The organism is Natrialba magadii ATCC 43099, assembly GCF_000025625.1.
GTDB lineage: Archaea > Halobacteriota > Halobacteria > Halobacteriales > Natrialbaceae > Natrialba > Natrialba magadii.
Map to the genome: position 1 here is coordinate 2,381,312 of NC_013922.1, position 17,072 is coordinate 2,398,383.

Sequence of the window (17,072 nt, forward strand, 5' to 3'; positions counted from 1 at the left end):
ACACCGAGCAACGTGAGAGTTCTGAGGAAGGATTACCAGCCGCGATCGTCGTCGGTCTCGTCGTCGTTCCTACTGGTATCGCTCTCATCACTCTCGTTACTCTCGTCACTCTCGTCACCGTCCTTACTGCCTGATCTATCAGTCCAATCGGACTCACTAGAGTCGGTGACATCCCAGTTGCTCGTGGATGCAGTGTCACCCCAGAAGCCGGCGTCGTCGGCAGAGCATCGGTCTTCGGGCGTCGTACTGCTCTCCCGGTTCATGTCTGCGTTCGTACCGTCTCCGCTTTCTGTCTCGCTCGCCTGACTGTCCGTTTGTCCGGTCAAGTTCCAGCCCTCGCTCGCGTCGACGGTTTCCCCGGCACCACCAACGCCGTTTTTCCCTTCGCGAGCGATTCGGCGTTGTTCGGGAATCAGATCGAGGTCGGCGTTGGTATCGCCCAGAACGAGCAGTGCGTAGTACTGGAAGTAGGTTCGGATTGGCATCTGAACGAGCGCGAACACTGCGATCACAGACACGACTCCGACGAGACCGATTACGACGGCGAGATACACTCCGATGCCACCCATTACGTATGCGAGCACACCGAGGATCACGAACGGAATCGCGACGGCAAGCGCGCCAATCGCGACAACGAAGCCGACGACAATATTGAGAACGAACTGGAGGATCCACACTAACGCCAGATAGACGGCGTAATTTCCCCAGTTCGAGGTAACAGTCGGCCAGAATCGCCGCCAGCCGCTCAGTACACCTCGTTCCTCGAGAAGCATGACGGGCGCGACGAACTCCGAAGTAAAGCGCATCACGAGCGCGTAGGCGAGGTACAGTGGGATCGCGAAGACGCCCGCGAGTGCAAGTGAACTTACGTCCGGAATTCCATCGAACACAGCCAACACCGCGAGTCCGAAGACCCCACCTAGAAGGAGCAATGCGACCGCTCTGAAGCCGAACAGCCGCAGTCCGCGGCCGAGATTCGCTCGGGTGTAGCGCCGGATGTGGACCGAATTCGACCGAAGCGATTCGATGAAGACGAACTCCATGATCGCACCGACGATCGCAAACGCGATCCAGAGGAGGAAGCCGGCTACGATCAACAGTCCGAGAGCAGCGATCACTTCGTCAGGAACGGTGTCGACGCCAACGTCGGTCTCGACTCCCGGCGTCGGCTGGTCGAGCAACGGTTCGACGTCGCCAACCGGCACGCCGCCGCCCGCACCGAGGCCGCCACCGACGAAGAGGACGACGAGCGCCAGCTTGAGCCACCGACCGACCCGGACCGGCACCAGCAACTCTCGCGTCACGTCGATCGCATCACCGAGATCGTCTACAGCGTCCATGCTAGGTCTAGGTCGTACTCTCAGAGCAACGATGAAAACAGTACTGCTTAGATGCGCCCGCACGGTACTGCATGGACCAATATAGTCGTCCACACCTCTGTTTCCGTGACGATCGAACGGCCGAACAAGTGTTGTGGGTGATACGTCTCGGTAGAGACACTTCGAGACGCATTTAACTCCGAGCCCACACCATCTCTAGTAATGGATCTCCGCCAGCTCGCACGCGGCACGGTCGAGTGGGGACGCATCGAGCGCGTCATCCGCACGCTGGCGGAACGACACGACCGCGAGGCCGTCCGCGTCGAGTTCCTCGAAGCCGACAACTGGCTCTCGACTCCCTGTGTTATCGACGAGGAGTGGTTCGTCAAGATCGTCACCCGCCAGAACGCGCTCGTTCACGCCCTTCTGACGACCGGCCGCAACGTCGGTGCCGTCTCCTCCGGCACTGAGGGCTTCTTCGACCGCTTCGACACCCCTCGCGAAATGGTCGAACACGAGTACGACGCCACCCAGCGCATGCGCGCTATCGGTATCAACGCCCCTCAACCGATCGAGGCCTTCGAAGTCAACGGTCTCGGTGTACTGGTACTCGAGTACCTCCCCGAGTTCGAATCGCTGCGGACGGTTTCGGACCGAGAAGTTGCCGCGCGCGCGCCGGAACTGTTCGAGATGCTCGCAACGCTGCACGAACACGGACTGGCCCACGGCGACCTCCGCGACGAGAACATCCTGCTGTGTGACGACGACCTGTACTTTATCGATGCGACCAGCGTCCACGGGGATCGTGTTGCGGAGACGACGGCTTACGACCTCGCCTGTGCGCTCGCGATTCTGGAACCCCGAATTGGCGCTCGTAAGGCCGTCCTCGCCGCCTCGTCGGTCTATGGACCGTCGGAACTGCTCTCGGCGCGTCGCTTCCTCGACTTCGTCCGACTCCGACCGGATCACGAGTTCGACTCGACCTTGCTCCGGAGTGAACTCGAGAAGGCGGCGGATCTAAGCGATCAGTAAGGCCAGTTCGAACGTACCACGATCCACGGCCACTCTCTCTCTCTCTTCCGTCGGAAGTCTTTCACGTTCACCACTCAAAGCACGACTAATGGACAACGGGACGGCAGCCGCCCTCCTCGCACTCGTTCTTGGATTCCCGCTGGTCGTCGTGGCTGCGTTCACTGCAGGAATTCCAAGCTCACTCGCCGTGTTCGGCCTCCTTGGTTCCCTCGCTCTCGCGTTCGTCGTCGCCGGGCAGGTTGCCGACGACAACACACAGCCGGCGGCCGCGTCAACTGCTGCCGATACGCTCGACACCACTGCCAGCGAGGCAACCGATGCGTCGAGCGACACCGAACTCGAACTCGAGTCCCTTCGCGAGCAGTACGCCCGTGGCGAGCTCACCGAGCGTGAATTGGATCACGAACTCGAGCGCGTGTTCGAGCCGACCCCTCCGAGGCTGCTGGTTCCAGCGGGAGTGACCGGTCTGACTCGCCAGAGTCAGACCGACAATCAACGACGCCACAGTCTCGCCACAACGACGACGCGGTGAGAGAACTCGATCAGAACGGAGTGGCGTCCGAATCGGAACTCGATCTTGGATGCTTGAACCCAGACTGGAACCCGAATCTGGTGCCGATACCGATGTCGATGCTGATACCGACGCCGATGCCGCTACCGATGTCGATGCTGATACCGACGCCGATGCCGCTACCGATGTCGATGCCGATGCCGATGCAAACCTGGGCACCCACCAGCTTCGAGATGCTGCCACCAGCAGCGTTTTTACGTCGCTCGTTGTCCACTCGAGTATGAGCCAGCAAGCAACAGAGCAGGTGAACCAACACTACATCGGTGGTGAGTGGACCGACGGCAGCGGCTCGGAAACGTTCGAAAGCGAGAACCCGGCGACAGGGGAGGCGCTGGCAGTGTTCCAGCGCGGTACGGAAGACGATGTCGACGCTGCGTTGGCTGCAGCGAACGACGCGTTCGAGGAGTGGCGAGAACTCTCCCACATCGACCGCGCGGAGTACCTCTGGGACATCTACCACGAACTGCGCGAGCGCCACGACGAGTTGGGTGAGATCATCTCCAAGGAGTGTGGCAAGGAGATCTCCGAAGGGAAAGCAGACGTCGCTGAGGCCTGGCACATGGTCGAGTGGGCGGCAGGCAACGCGCGCCACCCACACGGGGACGTGGTACCGAGCGAAGTCGGCTCGAAAGATGCGTACATGCGCCGGAAACCTCGTGGCGTTATCGGCTGCATCACGCCGTGGAACTTCCCGGTTGCAATTCCGTTCTGGCACATGGCCATTGCCCTCGTCGAGGGCAACACGGTCGTCTGGAAGCCAGCCGAACAAACGCCATGGTGTGGCCAGATCATCGCCGAGATGTTCGAGGACGCCGGCATTCCGGACGGTGTCTTCAACATGGTTCAGGGCTTCGGTGACGCCGGTGCGGCCATCACGGACGACGAGCGCGTCAACACAGTCCTGTTCACCGGCTCTGCCGAGGTTGGCCAGGAAATCGCCAGCAAGGTCGGCGGCGAACCCGGCAAGCTCGCAGCCTGTGAGATGGGCGGCAAGAACGGCATCATCGTCACCGAGGAAGCCGACCTCGACATCGCCGTTCACTCGGCGATCATGTCAAGCTTCAAGACGACCGGCCAGCGCTGTGTCTCGAGCGAGCGCCTGATCGTCCACACCGACGTCTACGACGAGTTCAAGGAGCGCTACGTCGACATTGCCAAGGATGTCGCCGTCGGCGACCCACTGCAGGAAAACACCTTCATGGGGCCGGCCATCGAGCCAGAGCACGTCGAGAAGATCAAGAAGCACAACGAGTTGGCAGAACAGGAAGGCGCAGACGTGCTCGTCGACCGCTTCGAACTCGAGGACGACGAGATTCCTGAGGGCCACGAGGACGGCAACTGGGTCGGCCCGTTCGTCTACGAAATCGAGTACGATACCGACCTGCGCTGTCTGAAAGAGGAGTGTTTCGGCCCACACGTCGCACTACTCGAGTACGACGGCGACATCGAGGACGCAGTCGAAATCCACAACGACACGCCGTACGGGCTTGCCGGCGCCATTATCTCCGAGGACTACCGCCAGATCAACTACTTCCGCGACCGCGCGGAGATCGGGCTTGCGTACGCGAATCTACCGTGTATCGGCGCAGAGGTCCAGCTTCCGTTCGGCGGCGTGAAGAAGTCCGGAAACGGCTACCCGTCCGCGCGTGAGGCCATCGAGGCCGTTACCGAGCGGACTGCGTGGACGATGAACAACTCCAAAGAAATCGAGATGGCACAGGGCCTCTCGGCTGACATCGTCACTCGAGACGACTGAGTCGAGCGCTGTTTTTTGGCTGTATGGGGTTGCTCGCGAGCCGATCGTACTCGAGAAGGTGGACCTGTCCCGTTCGTTGGAGAGGCAGTGGCCGTCTACGGAGAAGGGAAAGGGCGAAAGGGCGAAAGGGAGGATGCGGACGAGGAGACGGAGTGGACTGCTCGTCCCGGGCACGAGCAGTCCCGGACCGGAGACGCGCTTGCCGGGCGTGACGTGAAAAGCGTCAATACCGGCACCAATGCTTTGGGTCGACGGAACAAAAAGTCAGCGGTCGCCCCCTCGGAACTATGTTAGTGTCTCACTCGCGTGGCATGTTGAGGTGGGGCTGTTGTCGGTGAGCTGTGGCAGAGAACGGCCTTTAGCGTCGGTCGCGGCAACTAAAATAGTAGGAAATGTATCACGAACTCGGGCTCGTGTCTAGGCGCTGTCTATCCCCGGAGCCAGCGTCACTGTGTCGTCTGGAGATCTCGTTCGAGTTCGTATCGAAGGTTCTCGAGTTCGTCGTCGAGATTGCGTTTGAAGAACTGTTCGACGCCGGGCAGTTTGCCGTCGACGACGAAGTGGTTGTCCAGACGCGTTCCAGTTTCGGTTTCGACGATTTCGTGCTCCCCAGTGACGTTCAGGACGGTAGACTTACCGACGAACTTGACGTATTCAGGCGGCTTGCGGGTGACGTCTTCAGTTTCGACGGTGACAGTGCGACGAACCAGTGGAATCGGGAGTTTGAGGTGCCAGGTGACGTGGCGTCCGGTGCTGTCGGTCACCGTGTACTCGTCGACGACGCTGATCGATCGAGCGCGATTCGCCGGGTCGGCGATAAAGTCCCAGACGCGCTCGGGGGGAGCAGCAACTTCGAACGACCGATCGACCCGTACAGTCATGCCACTATCTGCGTGCGTTGTGGGTAAAAAGACCGTGGACGGGCGTTGTCGGTTCGAGATCGAAGGTAGCACAACACAGAGTCACTGTTGTGTTGCAACCTGTTGCTCGGTTCGAACCAGTGAGCGGATCGTTGTAGCGTGTTCCCGGTGGGCGCTCCGACAGGGCAGCGATAACCGGGAACGAACTACAACGGACCGTCTGACAGGCCCAGAGGCGGATACGGCGTGTTGAACTGGCTCAGGCTGTCGAGGAGCGAACCGTTACTTTCCACGTGGTCGACCGTGCTCGCCCCCACTTTTCGATATCGACGTCGTCGGATTTCTCCGCGAGGTGTGGAAGGCGTGCGCCGACCTGTTTCGACGAAAGTCCGATCGCATCAGCGATGTTTTTCGCCCGGAAATACCGTTCGCCACGGGCAGCGCTCTCGCGTAGATACGAGATGATCCGCTGTTCTTCGTCGGAGTAATCGGTCATCGTCCGTGTAACCACTAGGCGGTCGGCGCTCTTAACTCTTGACGGCCGAACCGGCGAATTAGTCCGCTACTGTCCCAGAACAGCACCATTGATCAGGATAATTCAGTCGAGCGATTCGTCTGAGTTGCCGACCGATCAGTCCCAGTACAGGTGGATCGCAACAACCGCGAGCGCGCTAAAGAGGACGGCACCGGCAAACCCCCAGGCTGCTTCGATATCCGTGACCATCAACAGTGCGCCAAGCACCGCGACCGCGCTGAGTGCGAGCGCCAGTCCAACGCCCTTGTCTGTCGTCGACTCCGTGTGCGTAGCCATGCTCGACAGGTTGTCGATGGGGTCTCTTAATTGCACTTATTCCGGCCAGCGGGAACGAGTGACACGGACGGGGAGGAACTCGCGAGGCGCGTGCCGTTATCGCTCTCAGTTGATTGTCGTGTGCTCGGACTCCTCGTTCAGCGCGAGGTTCGCGGCAATTTCGGCGTTTCGCATCGCGTACTGGGCCGTTTGCTGGAGGCTGACGAGCACCTCGCGGACGCGCAGCAGTTCCTCGTTCGACATCTCCGGCAAGTCGTCGAGAATTTCCTGCTCTCGGTCTGCGATCTCGTGGAACAGCGCTCGAACCTCGTTCGACTTGTCGTAATCCCGTTCGACCGCTGACTCGACCGCCAGCGAGGTAATCTCGTCGACCAGTTCGTTCAGTTCGCGGATATCCCGCATGACCGAGCCGTCGACGTCGAGCGTGTGGCCGTTCGTCTCGATGACAATCTCCGCGATGTCCTCGCCGTTGTCCGCCGTCAGTTCGAGGTTCTTCGCGATCGAGCGGTAGCCAATCAGCGGGAAGCCGCTGTTGAGACCGACCGCACGCGCGAGGTTTGGATTCTGGTAGGCAGTAAAGATCAATCGCAGGAGAAGGACGAAGATCTTGTTCGCCTGGCGCTCTCGGTTGAGCGCCCGCTGGGCGAGATCCGGGTTCCCGTGGGCAAGCGCCTTGATGCCCTCGCCGCGCATCGTCTGTCCGGTCCGCTCGAGTCGCTCGAGGAGATTGTCGAGCGTGAAGTCCTCCGGATCGACCGAACACCGAATCGAGATACTCTCCGGTGTCTCCTCGATCACACCCAGCCCCATCAGCTGGGTTTCGGCCTGATAGACCGCGTTGATGTGGGCCGACTCGAGTGCACCCTCCTCGCGCTCGATGCGGATCACGCGCCGACCGAGGACGTACTGGGCGACGATGGCGCGCTCGACGGCCCCGGCATCGAGGTTGTCGGCGTGGATGATCGCCTCTGTCTCTTCAGAGCTTGCGGACTCGGGCATCACCGTCAGCGTGCCCTTCCCGCTGGTCCGCAGCGACACCTCGTCGCCCTTTTCGACGCCGTGTTCGGACGCCCACTCGGCGGGGAGCGTCATCGCCAGCGTGGACGGCCCAAGCCGTTGTACTTTCCGCGTTTCCATGCGCAGTCCGTAGGACCGAGCCGACCTTAATATTGACTATACACCCATTATGTGTGACGGCCGTCGTTATATGAGTCTGATTTTGACCCCGCTTTGCCGCCACTCCTTAAACACGGCTCCGCCTCAAACAACCTTCACGAGCCGAGTGGTGAACCGCCCTGTCCGCACGCGCTGCCAGCCCCGAAGTTCCTCGTTGACCGCTTCGTCGTCCGTATCGACGCGCAGTGTGGCTATCTCGGCCAGTTTCTCCTCGTCGGCGACGACGACGATGTCGTCGGCCCGCTCGAGTACGGCCGGCGAGAGCTGGTGGTTACCCCGACCAAAGATGACCCCCTGGCCGCCGATCGGCGAGACGACGACGGTGGCGGGTAACTCGAGTACGTCGAGGATGTCGGCTTCGGCGGCGTCGCTTGCGAGGAGGTGGCCGTCGGTGTCTCCGTCACCCTCGACCTCGCTGTCCGTACTCCCAGCCCGCCAGACATCCACCCCGAGCGGCGACGGTTCGATTCCGAGTTCGGACTCGATCTCCCCGACCGTGCCACCGGGTCCGAAGACGTACGTCCGCCCCGGTTCGACCTCGCGCGCGAAGCCTGCTGCCAGCGCGTCGACGGAGCCACTCGAGAGCTGCTTGCTTGACTGAACATCTGGCGCGACGGGGACCGGGACGACGGCCTTCAGTTCCGAGCGCACCTCGCCTGCGCGGTAGGCGTCCTCGTCGATGTCGTTGACCTCGCGGGACTCGACGCGGTCGAATTCGGCCGCGATTCGGCCGGCGTCTCGCGGCGTGACCGCGAAGACGGAGGAGTAGATCTTGACGCCGGCGGGGACGCCGAGCATTGGTGTCTGTTCCTGTTCCTGTTCCTGTGCCTGTGCCTGTTCCTGTTCCTGTGCCTGTGCCTGTGCCTGCTCTTGCTCCTCGAGCACCCCCGCCACATCGACGGCCGTCCCATCCCCACCGACGAACAGCACGAGATCCACGCCGGCCTCGAGGAGCGCGCGGACGGCGCGTCGCGTATCGGCTGCGGTGGTCTCGGCGTCGGCTGGGTCGACGGTTGGGTCGGGCGGCGTGTCGACTGACTTCCCAACGCGTTCGGGCTCGTCTCTGGGGTCATAGACGACCCGTGGCTCGAGACCAGCATCGCGCGCAGCGAACTCACCCATAATCCCCGCGGCGGTGTAGACCGGGATGTCCGGCGCGTGCCGAGAGAAGGTTGTGAGCGCGTCTCTCGCTCGCTCAGGGGCGCGTGGCTCGGCACCGCGCTCGCGAGCCTCGGTGAGTTTGCCGTCGGTGCCCTTGAGTCCGACCCGTCCGCCCATTCCCGCGATGGGGTTGACGACGACGCCGAGTGCGTCCATACGCGAACTACGGCGGGTCGTTCAAAAAGCCGTCCGATCGGTACCCTGCAAGCAGCCACTGGGGTATCATCCCGCTCGCTTTGCTAGCCATCACAGCAACCGGCAAAACCAGCGTCGCTGCGTCGTTTCTCAAAAATTAAGAGGGATCGGGATAGAACGCCGTCTATGAACGAACTGACCTACGTCCTCGACGCCGAACCAGCGATGCCGATGAGCGGCTGGGTGGCCCTGATTTTGAGCCTCCTGATCACCGTCGGCTGGATCGTCTACTTCTACCGATAACCGAGTCTGGTCGACACAGGCCCGGTTGCAGACGTTCGTATCCGTAGTCCTGCTACTCGGTATCCGAGAGCTACGCGCCCTACTCTCGGCTCTCGACCCGATCGCGGAGCCACGCCGCCGCCTCCCGGACAACGTCCTCGTCAGTACTCTCGATCGCAACCCGAACCGACTCGCCCGGATAACTCCCCACCGACACGTCGAAGGTCGCCCGAAGCTCCTCGATCCGGTCGAGCAGGGCACTCTCCGGTTCGTCAGCCACGACGACCTCACGATACGTCGGTGTGCCCGAAAACTCGTCGGCCACCGTCTCGAACATCGCCTTCATCTCCGTAGGGACACCAGGGAACACGTAGACGGACTCGAGTACCGCGCCGGGCGCGACGCCGACCTCGTTGTGCAGGGCACGCGCGCCAGCGGGGAGGTCGGTGGTCCCGTCGGTGAGGTCGTCCCGGGAGTAGCCCTCGTCTGCGAGCCAGGTGCGGGCTTGCTCGTGGTCGGTGAGGTCTCGTCCGAGCGCGGCGGCGACGCCGGCCATCGTCACGTCGTCGTGTGTCGGACCGAGGCCGCCGGTGACGATCACAGCGTCGTAGGCTGCCCGGTACTCGTTGACAACGCGGGCGATGTCGGAGATGCGGTCTGGGAGCGTCGTTATGCGCTCGACGGTGACGCCGCGCTCGGCGAGTTGTGCACAGAGCCAGGCGGCGTTCGAGTTGATCGTTCGTCCGGCAAGCAATTCGTCACCGACCGTGACGACCGCGACGTTCATGTCGTGGGGTTAGGGGTGATAACTGAAATGCGTCCCGTAACCTATTACCCATAAGTCATATCTATTAGGCGACTAATCAGTTTCTCGGTCACTCAAGATAACCACAAGATTCAATTCTGATAATTAGCAATGGAGGGACAATGTCTCGTCGGACGGAACGAACGGATACAAACTCGACTGCGGTTCTTTCGGCACTCGGGAGCAAGTACAGTGCCGAAATTCTCTGCGCGGCGGGGACCCCAAAGTCGGCACAGGCGTTGAGCGAAGATATCGAAATTCCGATTGCTACCTGCTATCGGCGCATCGAGGAACTCGTCGATGCAGGCCTACTTACCTGTGAGGGACGACAGCTCTCGGAGGAGGGACGGCGCACGAACATCTATCGGCGAACGGTCGACGAACTCGAGGTCGACTTCTCCGATGAGCAGCCGTCGTTCTCCCAGAAGCGACGGACCGAGGCGAAAAACAGGTTGCAGGATAAACTCGAGAACTGACGAGGGTACGGTTCTCAGCTGTTCACAGTGCCGTCGTCGGAGTTGTGACACTGGTTCTGGTTGAGCGGCTGTCACACTATCCACGGCCATCCCGACCAGCCGCTCGTTCGACCAGACTTAAGTATTCTCTCGAGAATACCCAAATATGATTGAACGCACACTGGAAGACGACCGTGATGGGGCGGCTGCCGAGACACACGACATCGTCGGCCGCACGCGCACGCTCCACGTCGGTCGTGATCGTCCGATCAGAATCAGCACAGGCCATCGCATCCTCCATCACGACGGCAAGTGCGCACGACCCCACGGTCACAACTATGAGGTGTCGGTGACCGTCGAGGGAACGCTCACCGAGGAGGGCTGGGTCGCGGACAAGGGTGATATTACTGCAGTAATAGACGAGTGGGACCACAAGTTCCTGCTGCAGGCGGGCGACCCCCTCGTCGAGGCCTTCGAAACCGCCGGTGACGAAGACGGACTCGTCGTCCTCGAACACCCGCCGACCGCCGAAGTGATGAGCGTCCTTCTCGAGGAGAAACTGCTCACCGAACTCGGCGAGAACGTCACCGATGTCGCCGTTCGGGTGAACGAAACGCACGAACTCTGTGGCGGGAGCCACCTCTGATCGCGATGCCGGTCTCCAACACAGTCGATCGAGAGACGCCCGCTGACACGGACGCCGAGTCAGCAGTCGACGGCCTCCCCATCAACGAACTGTTCTACTCGCTGCAGGGCGAGGGCGTCCTCGCGGGCGTCCCGTCGGTCTTCGTCCGCACCAGCGGCTGTAACCTCCGCTGCTGGTTCTGTGACTCCTATCATACCTCCTGGGAACCCACGCACGCCTGGATGGAACTCGATGCGATTCTCGACGAAATCGAGTCCCACGATGCCGACCACGTCGTCCTCACCGGCGGGGAGCCGTTGCTGCACGACGCCAGCGTTGCGCTTCTCGAGGCACTCGACGAACGGGGCTACCACACAACTGTCGAGACGAACGGGACGATCTACCGCGACGCGCCGATCGACCTCGCCTCGATTAGCCCGAAACTCGCGAGCAGTACGCCGACGCCCGAACGAGATCCGCGAAGCGAGGTTCCAACGGACTCTCAGAACGGTGAGCCCCAATCGCCAGGAGCCGCAAATCAGGGCGACGGCGAGTGGGAGGACCGCCACGAGGCAAACCGCATCGACATGGCTGCGCTCGCCGCACTCGTCGAAGAGTACGGATTCCAGTTGAAGTTCGTCGTCACCGACGCGGACGACATGCCCGAAATCCTCGACCTGCTCGCCGACCTGCGAGAGGCAGCCGACGTTCCGATTCGCGACGACGACGTGCTCTTGATGCCCGAGGGTGCGACTCGCGACCGCCTCGCCGAAACCCGAACACGCGTCGCCGACCTCGCGATGGAGTACGGCTTTCGATACACACCACGACTGCACGTCGACCTCTGGAACGACGCCCCCGAGACGTGAGTGTAATGACTGAGATGAGTGAGAGTGACAGATGACCACTGAAACACCACAAACTGACGCACACAACGGAACCGAGACCGACGCGACAGACACGAACAACCGCGCCGTCGTCCTCCTCTCCGGTGGCATGGACAGCGCCACCGCCGCCGCCGAGGCGCGCAGCCAGGGCTACGACATCTACGCCCTCCACACCTCCTACGGACAGCGCACCGAAACGCGGGAACTCGAGTGCGCCCGCCAATTGGCCGACGAGTTCGAGGCGAACGATTTCCTCCAGATCGAGACCGGCCACCTCTCGGCAATCGGGGCCTCGAGTCTGACCGACGACGAGATGGCTGTCGCGGACGCAGACATGGACAGCGACGAGATTCCCTCCTCGTACGTTCCCTTCCGGAACGCGAACCTGCTCGCGATGGCGGTCTCCTACGCGGAGGCAAACGACTGCGAGGCGGTTTTCATCGGCGCGCACAGCGAGGATTTCTCGGGGTATCCCGACTGCCGACCCGAGTTCTTCGAGGCGTTCGAGCGGGTCGCCGACGTGGGGACGAAACCGGAAACCGAGATTTCGATCGAAGCGCCGTTCGTCGAGTGGTCGAAGACGGATATCGCGGCCCACGGCACCGAACTCGGGGTTCCCTACGAACACACCTGGAGCTGTTACCGGGACGACCAGCCAGCTTGTGGAACCTGTGACGCCTGTGCGTACCGGCTGCAGGCGTTCCAGCGGATCGGCGTTCGCGATCCGATCGAGTACGCCGAGCGGCCATCGTACGTCGAGGAAGCCTGAACGCTCGCTGTCAGAACACAAACATTCTTTCTCCGGTCGGTCGTATCCTCGTTCCACTGTATGACTTCGGCCCTCCCGGTTATCGAGTGGTTTCGCGATGACGACGCCACTGGTAACGGAGACGGCAACGATGACCGGGACGGAAACGGCAGTTGGAACGGAAACGGCAGCGGGGACAGAAACGGCAACAGTAGCGGGGACGGCAACAACGGCTGGACACTCCCCGAGGGCCGCCGCCGCGAGTTCGTCGCCCTCGCAATCGGACTCCCGGTGTTCGCCTGGCTCGTCTCGAGTGACACCGGCTCGCTCGCACCGACGGCACACTGGCTTCCCGTTCTGATCGGCATCTGCTGTGGCTTTCTCTACGCCGTTCACGTCCGAGATGTAGTGATCGACGCGATTCCCGATGGCCTCAGCGGTTGGACCGCGCTGTCGCTATTCGGCGGTGGCGCTGGCCTCTCGCTGCTCGACGTGTTTCACATCGCGACGCCGACAGTGGTGTTCATCCTCGTGGCCGGCGGAACGATTCTCGCGATCTATTCACTACGGCTCGTCTCACCACTTCACGAGGGACTGCAGCCGGCGCGCCGCGGCGTCGATCCACCGCCTGCACTGGAGTGAGGTGCGGTTGGGACTCGAGTACGTCCCACTGACACGTACTGCTGTTCGCCTGTCTCTCACGTCCGTTTTCCCTCACCCACACAGCCAATCATATACGAATCAGAACAGTCTGCCAGTATGAACAGAGCTGGGAGAGAGTGACGAACCGTGATTACCACGCCGACTCGAGTACCCCCACGATCTCATCACCAGAGGGCTCGAGTCCCGGCGGAGCGTTCGCCATGAAGCGATCCGCGAGAACCGTCTCCGCGACGGCCTCGAACTCGTCGGATTCGGGGCCGTCCACGTCCCGCAGACGGGTCGGCAGCGAGAGCGCATCCCGAACCTCGCGCACCCGCTCGACCACTGCCGCACCCGGGTCCGCGGCGTCACCCACGCTGAGTGCGTCCCCCAACTGCCGCGCCCGCGCGTCGACCCCGTCCTGTTCGAACAGGTACTCGAGTACGTGCGGGACGACGACGGCGTGGGCCGCCCCCTGCTGGACGGGGTAGGTGCGCGTCAGCCCGTGGCCGAAGGCGTGAACGATCGAGAGCGTCGTCCCCTCGGGCCGCGAGATGCCGTACTGCACCAGCAGGATGCCCTCGAGAATCCGCTCGAACGTTTCGGTGTCGCGCTCGCCCTGACCGTACGCGCGCAGGCCGGACTCGAGTGCGCCGAGACCGCGGGCGGCCGTCGCGTCGGTGACCGGCGTCGCGTTGGCAGCGTAGATCGTTTCCAGGCCCTTGTCGAAGCCGTTCATGGCGGAGCCGGCGAGTACGGATTCTGGCGTGGTTGCGACGATATCGGGGTCGTAGACCGCCGTCGCGGGCATCAGTTCGGGTGCGGAGATGCCACCGCCGATTTCTTCGTCAATACGTCCAGTGTCGTCGGTGTCCGGGGCTGCGGTCACGCCGGCGACCTGCGAGAGCTCCGCCCCGGCGAGCGTCGTCGGAATCGTGACGACTGGGACCAGTCCCGACTCGGGGACGGTGATCGTTCCTGACTCGGCGAACTCGCCGGCGATTTCCTCGTGCGAACGGTCATCCGCCGCGAGCGCCCCGATTACTGTCGCAACGTCGAGACTACTGCCGCCGCCCAGCGCGACGAGTGCGTCACCCTCGACTTCTCGTAGGCGCTTGAGTCCGTCAAACGCCGTCGAGAGTCGCTTCTCCGGTGTCGTCTCGTCGAAAATACCGGCGAGCCTGTCTCCGATGCCGTCTTGGACCGGGTCGATCACCTCAAGCGTGCTCCCGACTGTCGAACCGCAGACGACCAGCCCCCGCTCACAGCCGAGGGACTCGAGTTCGCTCGCCAGTTCGCCCACACTTCCCTGACCGAAGCGGATAGTCGGCGGGGAGTAGTCGAAGCGGAATGGGGTGGGTGCTGGTACTGGTACTGGTACTGATGCTGGTGCGTGCGTGTTTGAACTACCAGTCTCCGAGCCGTCACCGGCAGTCGGGCGCTCACTCATCGGTCGACTCCATTTTGGGGCTGTCGAACGGTGGTAGTCGTGATTCGGCCGCGTTCGTCCCTGGCTCGTGCAGTACGAGCGAGGGTTCCGTTTCTTGTGGTCTTCGGGGTCTTCGCGACTCTCTTGGTTCTCGTCGGACGTGAAGTCCCATCCGGTGGTTGAGGCTGGATAAAGTCGGTGGCATAGTAACTGTAGGATTTCGCCCTTTGAGACGTTTGTCCACGGTCGTGCTACCTGGTTACGCCGGTGTTACCGGCGCTTTCGTCCGTCTCGTCACTTTGCTGAAAGTAGTGCGAATAGTTAACATCCCGTGTCCGAAACAGCGTGGCATGACCTGTCCGTTTCTGGAGTATCGGAGTGAGGCAAACGACCGCCAGTTCGACGAATCGCGCGCCTACTGCGGGGCCGCAGAACGGTTCGTTCAGCCGATGCGCGCCGATATCTGCAACGACCGCTACGAGCTGTCACACGACCAGCACTGCGAAATCTACCTCGAGCACGCAGACGAGGCACCGACTGGGAACGAGAACACAGGGCACGCTGCCGGTGATGATGCATGAGCTACGAGAACTATCTCGCCGGCGACCCGGTCATCATCACCGCCGCGCTTACCGGTGGCGTGCAAGGCAAGGAGGCGACGCCACACCTCCCCGAGACGCCCGAGGAAATCGGAACGGCAGCAGCCGAGGCCGAGGAGGCCGGTGCATCCGTCGTTCACGTCCACGCGCGAAAAGACAACGGTGAGCGCACGTTCGCGACCGAGCGTTTCCAGGAAATCGACGACGAAATTCGACGACAGGCGGACGACGTGATCATCCAGCACTCGACGGGCGGCACCGGTGCGTCTGACGAGGACCGCCACCTCCCGCTTCGGACCGATCCCGCGCCGGAGATGGCCTCGCTCGATATGGGACCGATGAACCGGTACGACCACCTGACCAGCGAGAACACCCGCGGCCTCGTCGACTCGCTCCACGAGGAAATGGTCGAGCGCGGCATCAAACCCGAACTCGAGATTTTCAACGACGGTCACATGAACGAGACCTACGGGCTACTCGACCGGCGCGACCTGGCTGACCCCGTTTACGGAACGCTCATCTTCGGTCCCGGGACGCTCACGCCCCCAAAACCGCGAAACTTCATCAATGCGATCGATAACCTCCCCGAGGGCGCACAGTTCAACACGCTCGGCTTCGGCCGCCACCAGCTTCCGTTCGTGACGATGGGCATCCTCTTTGGCGGTCACGTTCGGGTCGGTTTGGAGGACAACATCTACTACGAACGCGGCGAACTCGCGACGAGCAACGCACAGCTCGTCGAGCGGGTCGCCCGGATTGCCGACGAACTCGGCCGTGAGGTCGCAACGCCGTCACAGGCGCGTGAAATTCTGAACCTCTGAGTGAGTATGGGGGATGGGCTACTGGCCGTAGCAACACGTATCCCATCAGAAACCGGAACAAGAGACGAACCGAGACGACACCACCGATGAACGTAGCACTACTCGACACCGAACTCGAGTTCGACGAGTCCGTCGTCGCCGAATCGCCCGCAGAGATCCGCGACCAGGTCCAAGAGTACGAGCGCGGCGACCGGCGCACGTTCGACCTCGACGTGACGTATCTCGACGGACTCACCGGCGACGTGATGGCCGCGATGGTGGCGATTCCCTACGGCGAGACGCGGACGTACGGCGATCTCGCAGCCGATCTCGACACGAGTCCCGTCGCCGTCGGGCAGGCCTGTGGCCGCAACCCCGCCCCGATTGTCGTCCCCTGCCACCGTGTCGTCGGTAGCGACGGCGCGCTCACCGGCTACTCGGCGGCCGATGGTGTTGTGACGAAACGGCGGCTACTCGAGTTCGAGGCGCGCGAGAGTGGGCGGGCGGTGCAGACTGAACTGCCGGTCGAGTTCGAGTGATCTCGTGGACTACTCCACGTCGTCGTGCGTGAGCAGCGGCCGCTCGCGCTCGCCCGCTGGCGACTCGTCGGTGATCACCTCGAGTAAGTTCCCGTCCGGATCGAGGAAGTAGAACCCCTCGAACTCGTCCCAGTCGTAGGGACCCTGCTTCGGGAACTGCGTGCCGAGTTTACCCATTATCCGCTCGTACTCCTCGCGGTCGGTCTCGAAGGCAATGTGTGCCTTGTCGAGCGGGTGGTCCAGTCCGCGCTCGCCCCAGCCGTCGGCGCGGCCGGTTTCGGCCAGCGTGACGACGGTGTCACCGACCTGGAACATGGCGTGGTCGCCTGTGAAGTCCGAGGGCGGGCGGCGAACCTCGAGTCCGAGTTCGTCACGGTAGAACTCGTAACAGGGGGTGAGATCGTCGACGTCGATGTTGATGTGGTCGACTGCATCCATAG

The 17,072-nt window shown here is 62.3% G+C and carries 21 protein-coding genes; 11 read left to right on the plus strand and 10 right to left on the minus strand.

Annotated elements, in window-relative coordinates; translation table 11 throughout:
- Positions 1-32: 32 nt before the first annotated feature.
- Positions 33-1,340 (minus strand): DUF7544 domain-containing protein, encoded by a 1,308-nt coding sequence (locus NMAG_RS11160; RefSeq protein ID WP_004215548.1) that lies wholly within the window; start codon positions 1,338-1,340, stop codon positions 33-35.
- A 201-nt stretch (positions 1,341-1,541) separates the two neighbouring features.
- On the opposite strand from NMAG_RS11160, the gene NMAG_RS11165 reads away from it, so the two are divergent.
- Both NMAG_RS11165 and NMAG_RS11170 read left to right on the plus strand, forming a co-directional pair.
- Positions 1,542-2,351 carry an RIO1 family regulatory kinase/ATPase domain-containing protein gene (locus tag NMAG_RS11165; protein ID WP_004215547.1) on the plus strand — a complete coding sequence of 270 codons (810 nt, stop codon included), beginning with the start codon at positions 1,542-1,544 and terminating at the stop codon, positions 2,349-2,351.
- Between the two features lie 88 nt (positions 2,352-2,439).
- Positions 2,440-2,883 carry an SHOCT domain-containing protein gene (locus NMAG_RS11170; RefSeq protein ID WP_004215546.1) on the plus strand — a complete coding sequence of 148 codons (444 nt, stop codon included), beginning with the start codon at positions 2,440-2,442 and terminating at the stop codon, positions 2,881-2,883.
- A 10-nt stretch (positions 2,884-2,893) separates the two neighbouring features.
- Here NMAG_RS11170 and NMAG_RS21645 read toward each other — a convergent pair whose 3' ends face one another.
- Positions 2,894-3,136, minus strand: coding sequence for a hypothetical protein (locus NMAG_RS21645; RefSeq protein WP_148221912.1), 243 nt, complete (start codon positions 3,134-3,136; stop codon positions 2,894-2,896).
- A gap of 6 nt (positions 3,137-3,142) precedes the next feature.
- Between NMAG_RS21645 and NMAG_RS11175 the strand changes: the two genes are divergently transcribed.
- Positions 3,143-4,678: an aldehyde dehydrogenase family protein gene (locus NMAG_RS11175; RefSeq protein ID WP_049939282.1), complete on the plus strand. Its 1,536-nt coding sequence runs from the start codon at positions 3,143-3,145 to the stop codon at positions 4,676-4,678.
- Positions 4,679-5,124: 446 nt separating this feature from the next.
- Here the strand turns inward: NMAG_RS11175 and NMAG_RS11180 are convergent, their stop codons facing one another.
- From NMAG_RS11180 to NMAG_RS11205, 6 genes are all read right to left on the minus strand, one after another.
- Positions 5,125-5,559, minus strand: coding sequence for a CoxG family protein (locus tag NMAG_RS11180; protein ID WP_004215545.1), 435 nt, complete (start codon positions 5,557-5,559; stop codon positions 5,125-5,127).
- Between the two features lie 238 nt (positions 5,560-5,797).
- Positions 5,798-6,034, minus strand: a complete 237-nt coding sequence (locus NMAG_RS11185) for a DUF7123 family protein (RefSeq protein ID WP_004215543.1) — start codon at positions 6,032-6,034, stop codon at positions 5,798-5,800.
- Between the two features lie 135 nt (positions 6,035-6,169).
- Positions 6,170-6,349 carry a DUF7525 family protein gene (locus NMAG_RS11190; protein WP_004215542.1) on the minus strand — a complete coding sequence of 60 codons (180 nt, stop codon included), beginning with the start codon at positions 6,347-6,349 and terminating at the stop codon, positions 6,170-6,172.
- 105 nt (positions 6,350-6,454) lie between these two features.
- Positions 6,455-7,486, minus strand: a complete 1,032-nt coding sequence (locus NMAG_RS11195) for a phosphate signaling complex PhoU family protein (RefSeq protein ID WP_004215541.1) — start codon at positions 7,484-7,486, stop codon at positions 6,455-6,457.
- A gap of 123 nt (positions 7,487-7,609) precedes the next feature.
- Entirely contained in the window at positions 7,610-8,842 is a 1,233-nt protein-coding gene (locus NMAG_RS11200) for an ATP-NAD kinase family protein (protein ID WP_004215540.1), read from the minus strand.
- A gap of 361 nt (positions 8,843-9,203) precedes the next feature.
- A complete protein-coding gene (locus NMAG_RS11205; RefSeq protein ID WP_004215538.1) occupies positions 9,204-9,890 on the minus strand; it encodes a competence/damage-inducible protein A in 687 nt (228 codons plus the stop codon).
- A gap of 140 nt (positions 9,891-10,030) precedes the next feature.
- Here NMAG_RS11205 and NMAG_RS11210 point away from each other — a divergent pair, with 140 nt between their 5' ends.
- From NMAG_RS11210 to NMAG_RS11230, 5 genes are all read left to right on the plus strand, one after another.
- Positions 10,031-10,384: a winged helix-turn-helix domain-containing protein gene (locus tag NMAG_RS11210; protein WP_004215537.1), complete on the plus strand. Its 354-nt coding sequence runs from the start codon at positions 10,031-10,033 to the stop codon at positions 10,382-10,384.
- 145 nt (positions 10,385-10,529) lie between these two features.
- Entirely contained in the window at positions 10,530-11,009 is a 480-nt protein-coding gene (locus tag NMAG_RS11215; protein WP_004215536.1) for a 6-pyruvoyl trahydropterin synthase family protein, read from the plus strand.
- A gap of 5 nt (positions 11,010-11,014) precedes the next feature.
- A complete protein-coding gene (locus NMAG_RS11220; RefSeq protein ID WP_004215535.1) occupies positions 11,015-11,857 on the plus strand; it encodes a 7-carboxy-7-deazaguanine synthase QueE in 843 nt (280 codons plus the stop codon).
- 31 nt (positions 11,858-11,888) lie between these two features.
- A complete protein-coding gene (gene queC / locus NMAG_RS11225; protein WP_004215534.1) occupies positions 11,889-12,644 on the plus strand; it encodes a 7-cyano-7-deazaguanine synthase QueC in 756 nt (251 codons plus the stop codon).
- Positions 12,645-12,704: 60 nt separating this feature from the next.
- On the plus strand, positions 12,705-13,265 hold the full coding sequence (locus NMAG_RS11230; protein WP_004215532.1) for a hypothetical protein: 561 nt from the start codon (positions 12,705-12,707) through the stop codon (positions 13,263-13,265).
- A gap of 151 nt (positions 13,266-13,416) precedes the next feature.
- Here NMAG_RS11230 and NMAG_RS11235 read toward each other — a convergent pair whose 3' ends face one another.
- A complete protein-coding gene (locus NMAG_RS11235) occupies positions 13,417-14,715 on the minus strand; it encodes an iron-containing alcohol dehydrogenase family protein (RefSeq protein ID WP_012996669.1) in 1,299 nt (432 codons plus the stop codon).
- Positions 14,716-15,044: 329 nt separating this feature from the next.
- Here NMAG_RS11235 and NMAG_RS11240 point away from each other — a divergent pair, with 329 nt between their 5' ends.
- The 3 genes from NMAG_RS11240 to NMAG_RS11250 all read left to right on the plus strand — a co-directional run bounded on the left by NMAG_RS11240 (position 15,045) and on the right by NMAG_RS11250 (position 16,632).
- Positions 15,045-15,275, plus strand: coding sequence for a hypothetical protein (locus tag NMAG_RS11240; RefSeq protein WP_004215530.1), 231 nt, complete (start codon positions 15,045-15,047; stop codon positions 15,273-15,275).
- On the plus strand, positions 15,272-16,114 hold the full coding sequence (locus NMAG_RS11245) for a BKACE family enzyme (RefSeq protein ID WP_004215529.1): 843 nt from the start codon (positions 15,272-15,274) through the stop codon (positions 16,112-16,114). Before NMAG_RS11240 ends, NMAG_RS11245 begins: the two co-directional genes overlap by 4 nt.
- A gap of 86 nt (positions 16,115-16,200) precedes the next feature.
- Positions 16,201-16,632, plus strand: a complete 432-nt coding sequence (locus NMAG_RS11250; RefSeq protein ID WP_004215528.1) for a methylated-DNA--[protein]-cysteine S-methyltransferase — start codon at positions 16,201-16,203, stop codon at positions 16,630-16,632.
- Positions 16,633-16,641: 9 nt separating this feature from the next.
- On the opposite strand, the gene NMAG_RS11255 is transcribed toward NMAG_RS11250, so the two are convergent.
- Positions 16,642-17,070, minus strand: a complete 429-nt coding sequence (locus tag NMAG_RS11255; protein WP_004215527.1) for a VOC family protein — start codon at positions 17,068-17,070, stop codon at positions 16,642-16,644.
- Positions 17,071-17,072 lie beyond the last annotated feature (2 nt).

Bases quoted from the DNA above. Each gene is read 5' to 3' on its own strand.
- NMAG_RS11160 (WP_004215548.1), bottom strand. From the start codon at position 1,340: ATGGACGCTGTAGACGATCTCGGTGATGCGATCGACGTGACGCGAGAG.
- NMAG_RS11165 (WP_004215547.1), top strand. From the start codon at position 1,542: ATGGATCTCCGCCAGCTCGCACGCGGCACGGTCGAGTGGGGACGCATC.
- NMAG_RS11170 (WP_004215546.1), top strand. From the start codon at position 2,440: ATGGACAACGGGACGGCAGCCGCCCTCCTCGCACTCGTTCTTGGATTC.
- NMAG_RS11175 (WP_049939282.1), top strand. From the start codon at position 3,143: ATGAGCCAGCAAGCAACAGAGCAGGTGAACCAACACTACATCGGTGGT.
- NMAG_RS11180 (WP_004215545.1), bottom strand. From the start codon at position 5,559: ATGACTGTACGGGTCGATCGGTCGTTCGAAGTTGCTGCTCCCCCCGAG.
- NMAG_RS11185 (WP_004215543.1), bottom strand. From the start codon at position 6,034: ATGACCGATTACTCCGACGAAGAACAGCGGATCATCTCGTATCTACGC.
- NMAG_RS11190 (WP_004215542.1), bottom strand. From the start codon at position 6,349: ATGGCTACGCACACGGAGTCGACGACAGACAAGGGCGTTGGACTGGCG.
- NMAG_RS11195 (WP_004215541.1), bottom strand. From the start codon at position 7,486: ATGGAAACGCGGAAAGTACAACGGCTTGGGCCGTCCACGCTGGCGATG.
- NMAG_RS11200 (WP_004215540.1), bottom strand. From the start codon at position 8,842: ATGGACGCACTCGGCGTCGTCGTCAACCCCATCGCGGGAATGGGCGGA.
- NMAG_RS11205 (WP_004215538.1), bottom strand. From the start codon at position 9,890: ATGAACGTCGCGGTCGTCACGGTCGGTGACGAATTGCTTGCCGGACGA.
- NMAG_RS11210 (WP_004215537.1), top strand. From the start codon at position 10,031: ATGTCTCGTCGGACGGAACGAACGGATACAAACTCGACTGCGGTTCTT.
- NMAG_RS11215 (WP_004215536.1), top strand. From the start codon at position 10,530: ATGATTGAACGCACACTGGAAGACGACCGTGATGGGGCGGCTGCCGAG.
- NMAG_RS11220 (WP_004215535.1), top strand. From the start codon at position 11,015: ATGCCGGTCTCCAACACAGTCGATCGAGAGACGCCCGCTGACACGGAC.
- queC (WP_004215534.1), top strand. From the start codon at position 11,889: ATGACCACTGAAACACCACAAACTGACGCACACAACGGAACCGAGACC.
- NMAG_RS11230 (WP_004215532.1), top strand. From the start codon at position 12,705: ATGACTTCGGCCCTCCCGGTTATCGAGTGGTTTCGCGATGACGACGCC.
- NMAG_RS11235 (WP_012996669.1), bottom strand. From the start codon at position 14,715: ATGAGTGAGCGCCCGACTGCCGGTGACGGCTCGGAGACTGGTAGTTCA.
- NMAG_RS11240 (WP_004215530.1), top strand. From the start codon at position 15,045: ATGACCTGTCCGTTTCTGGAGTATCGGAGTGAGGCAAACGACCGCCAG.
- NMAG_RS11245 (WP_004215529.1), top strand. From the start codon at position 15,272: ATGAGCTACGAGAACTATCTCGCCGGCGACCCGGTCATCATCACCGCC.
- NMAG_RS11250 (WP_004215528.1), top strand. From the start codon at position 16,201: ATGAACGTAGCACTACTCGACACCGAACTCGAGTTCGACGAGTCCGTC.
- NMAG_RS11255 (WP_004215527.1), bottom strand. From the start codon at position 17,070: ATGGATGCAGTCGACCACATCAACATCGACGTCGACGATCTCACCCCC.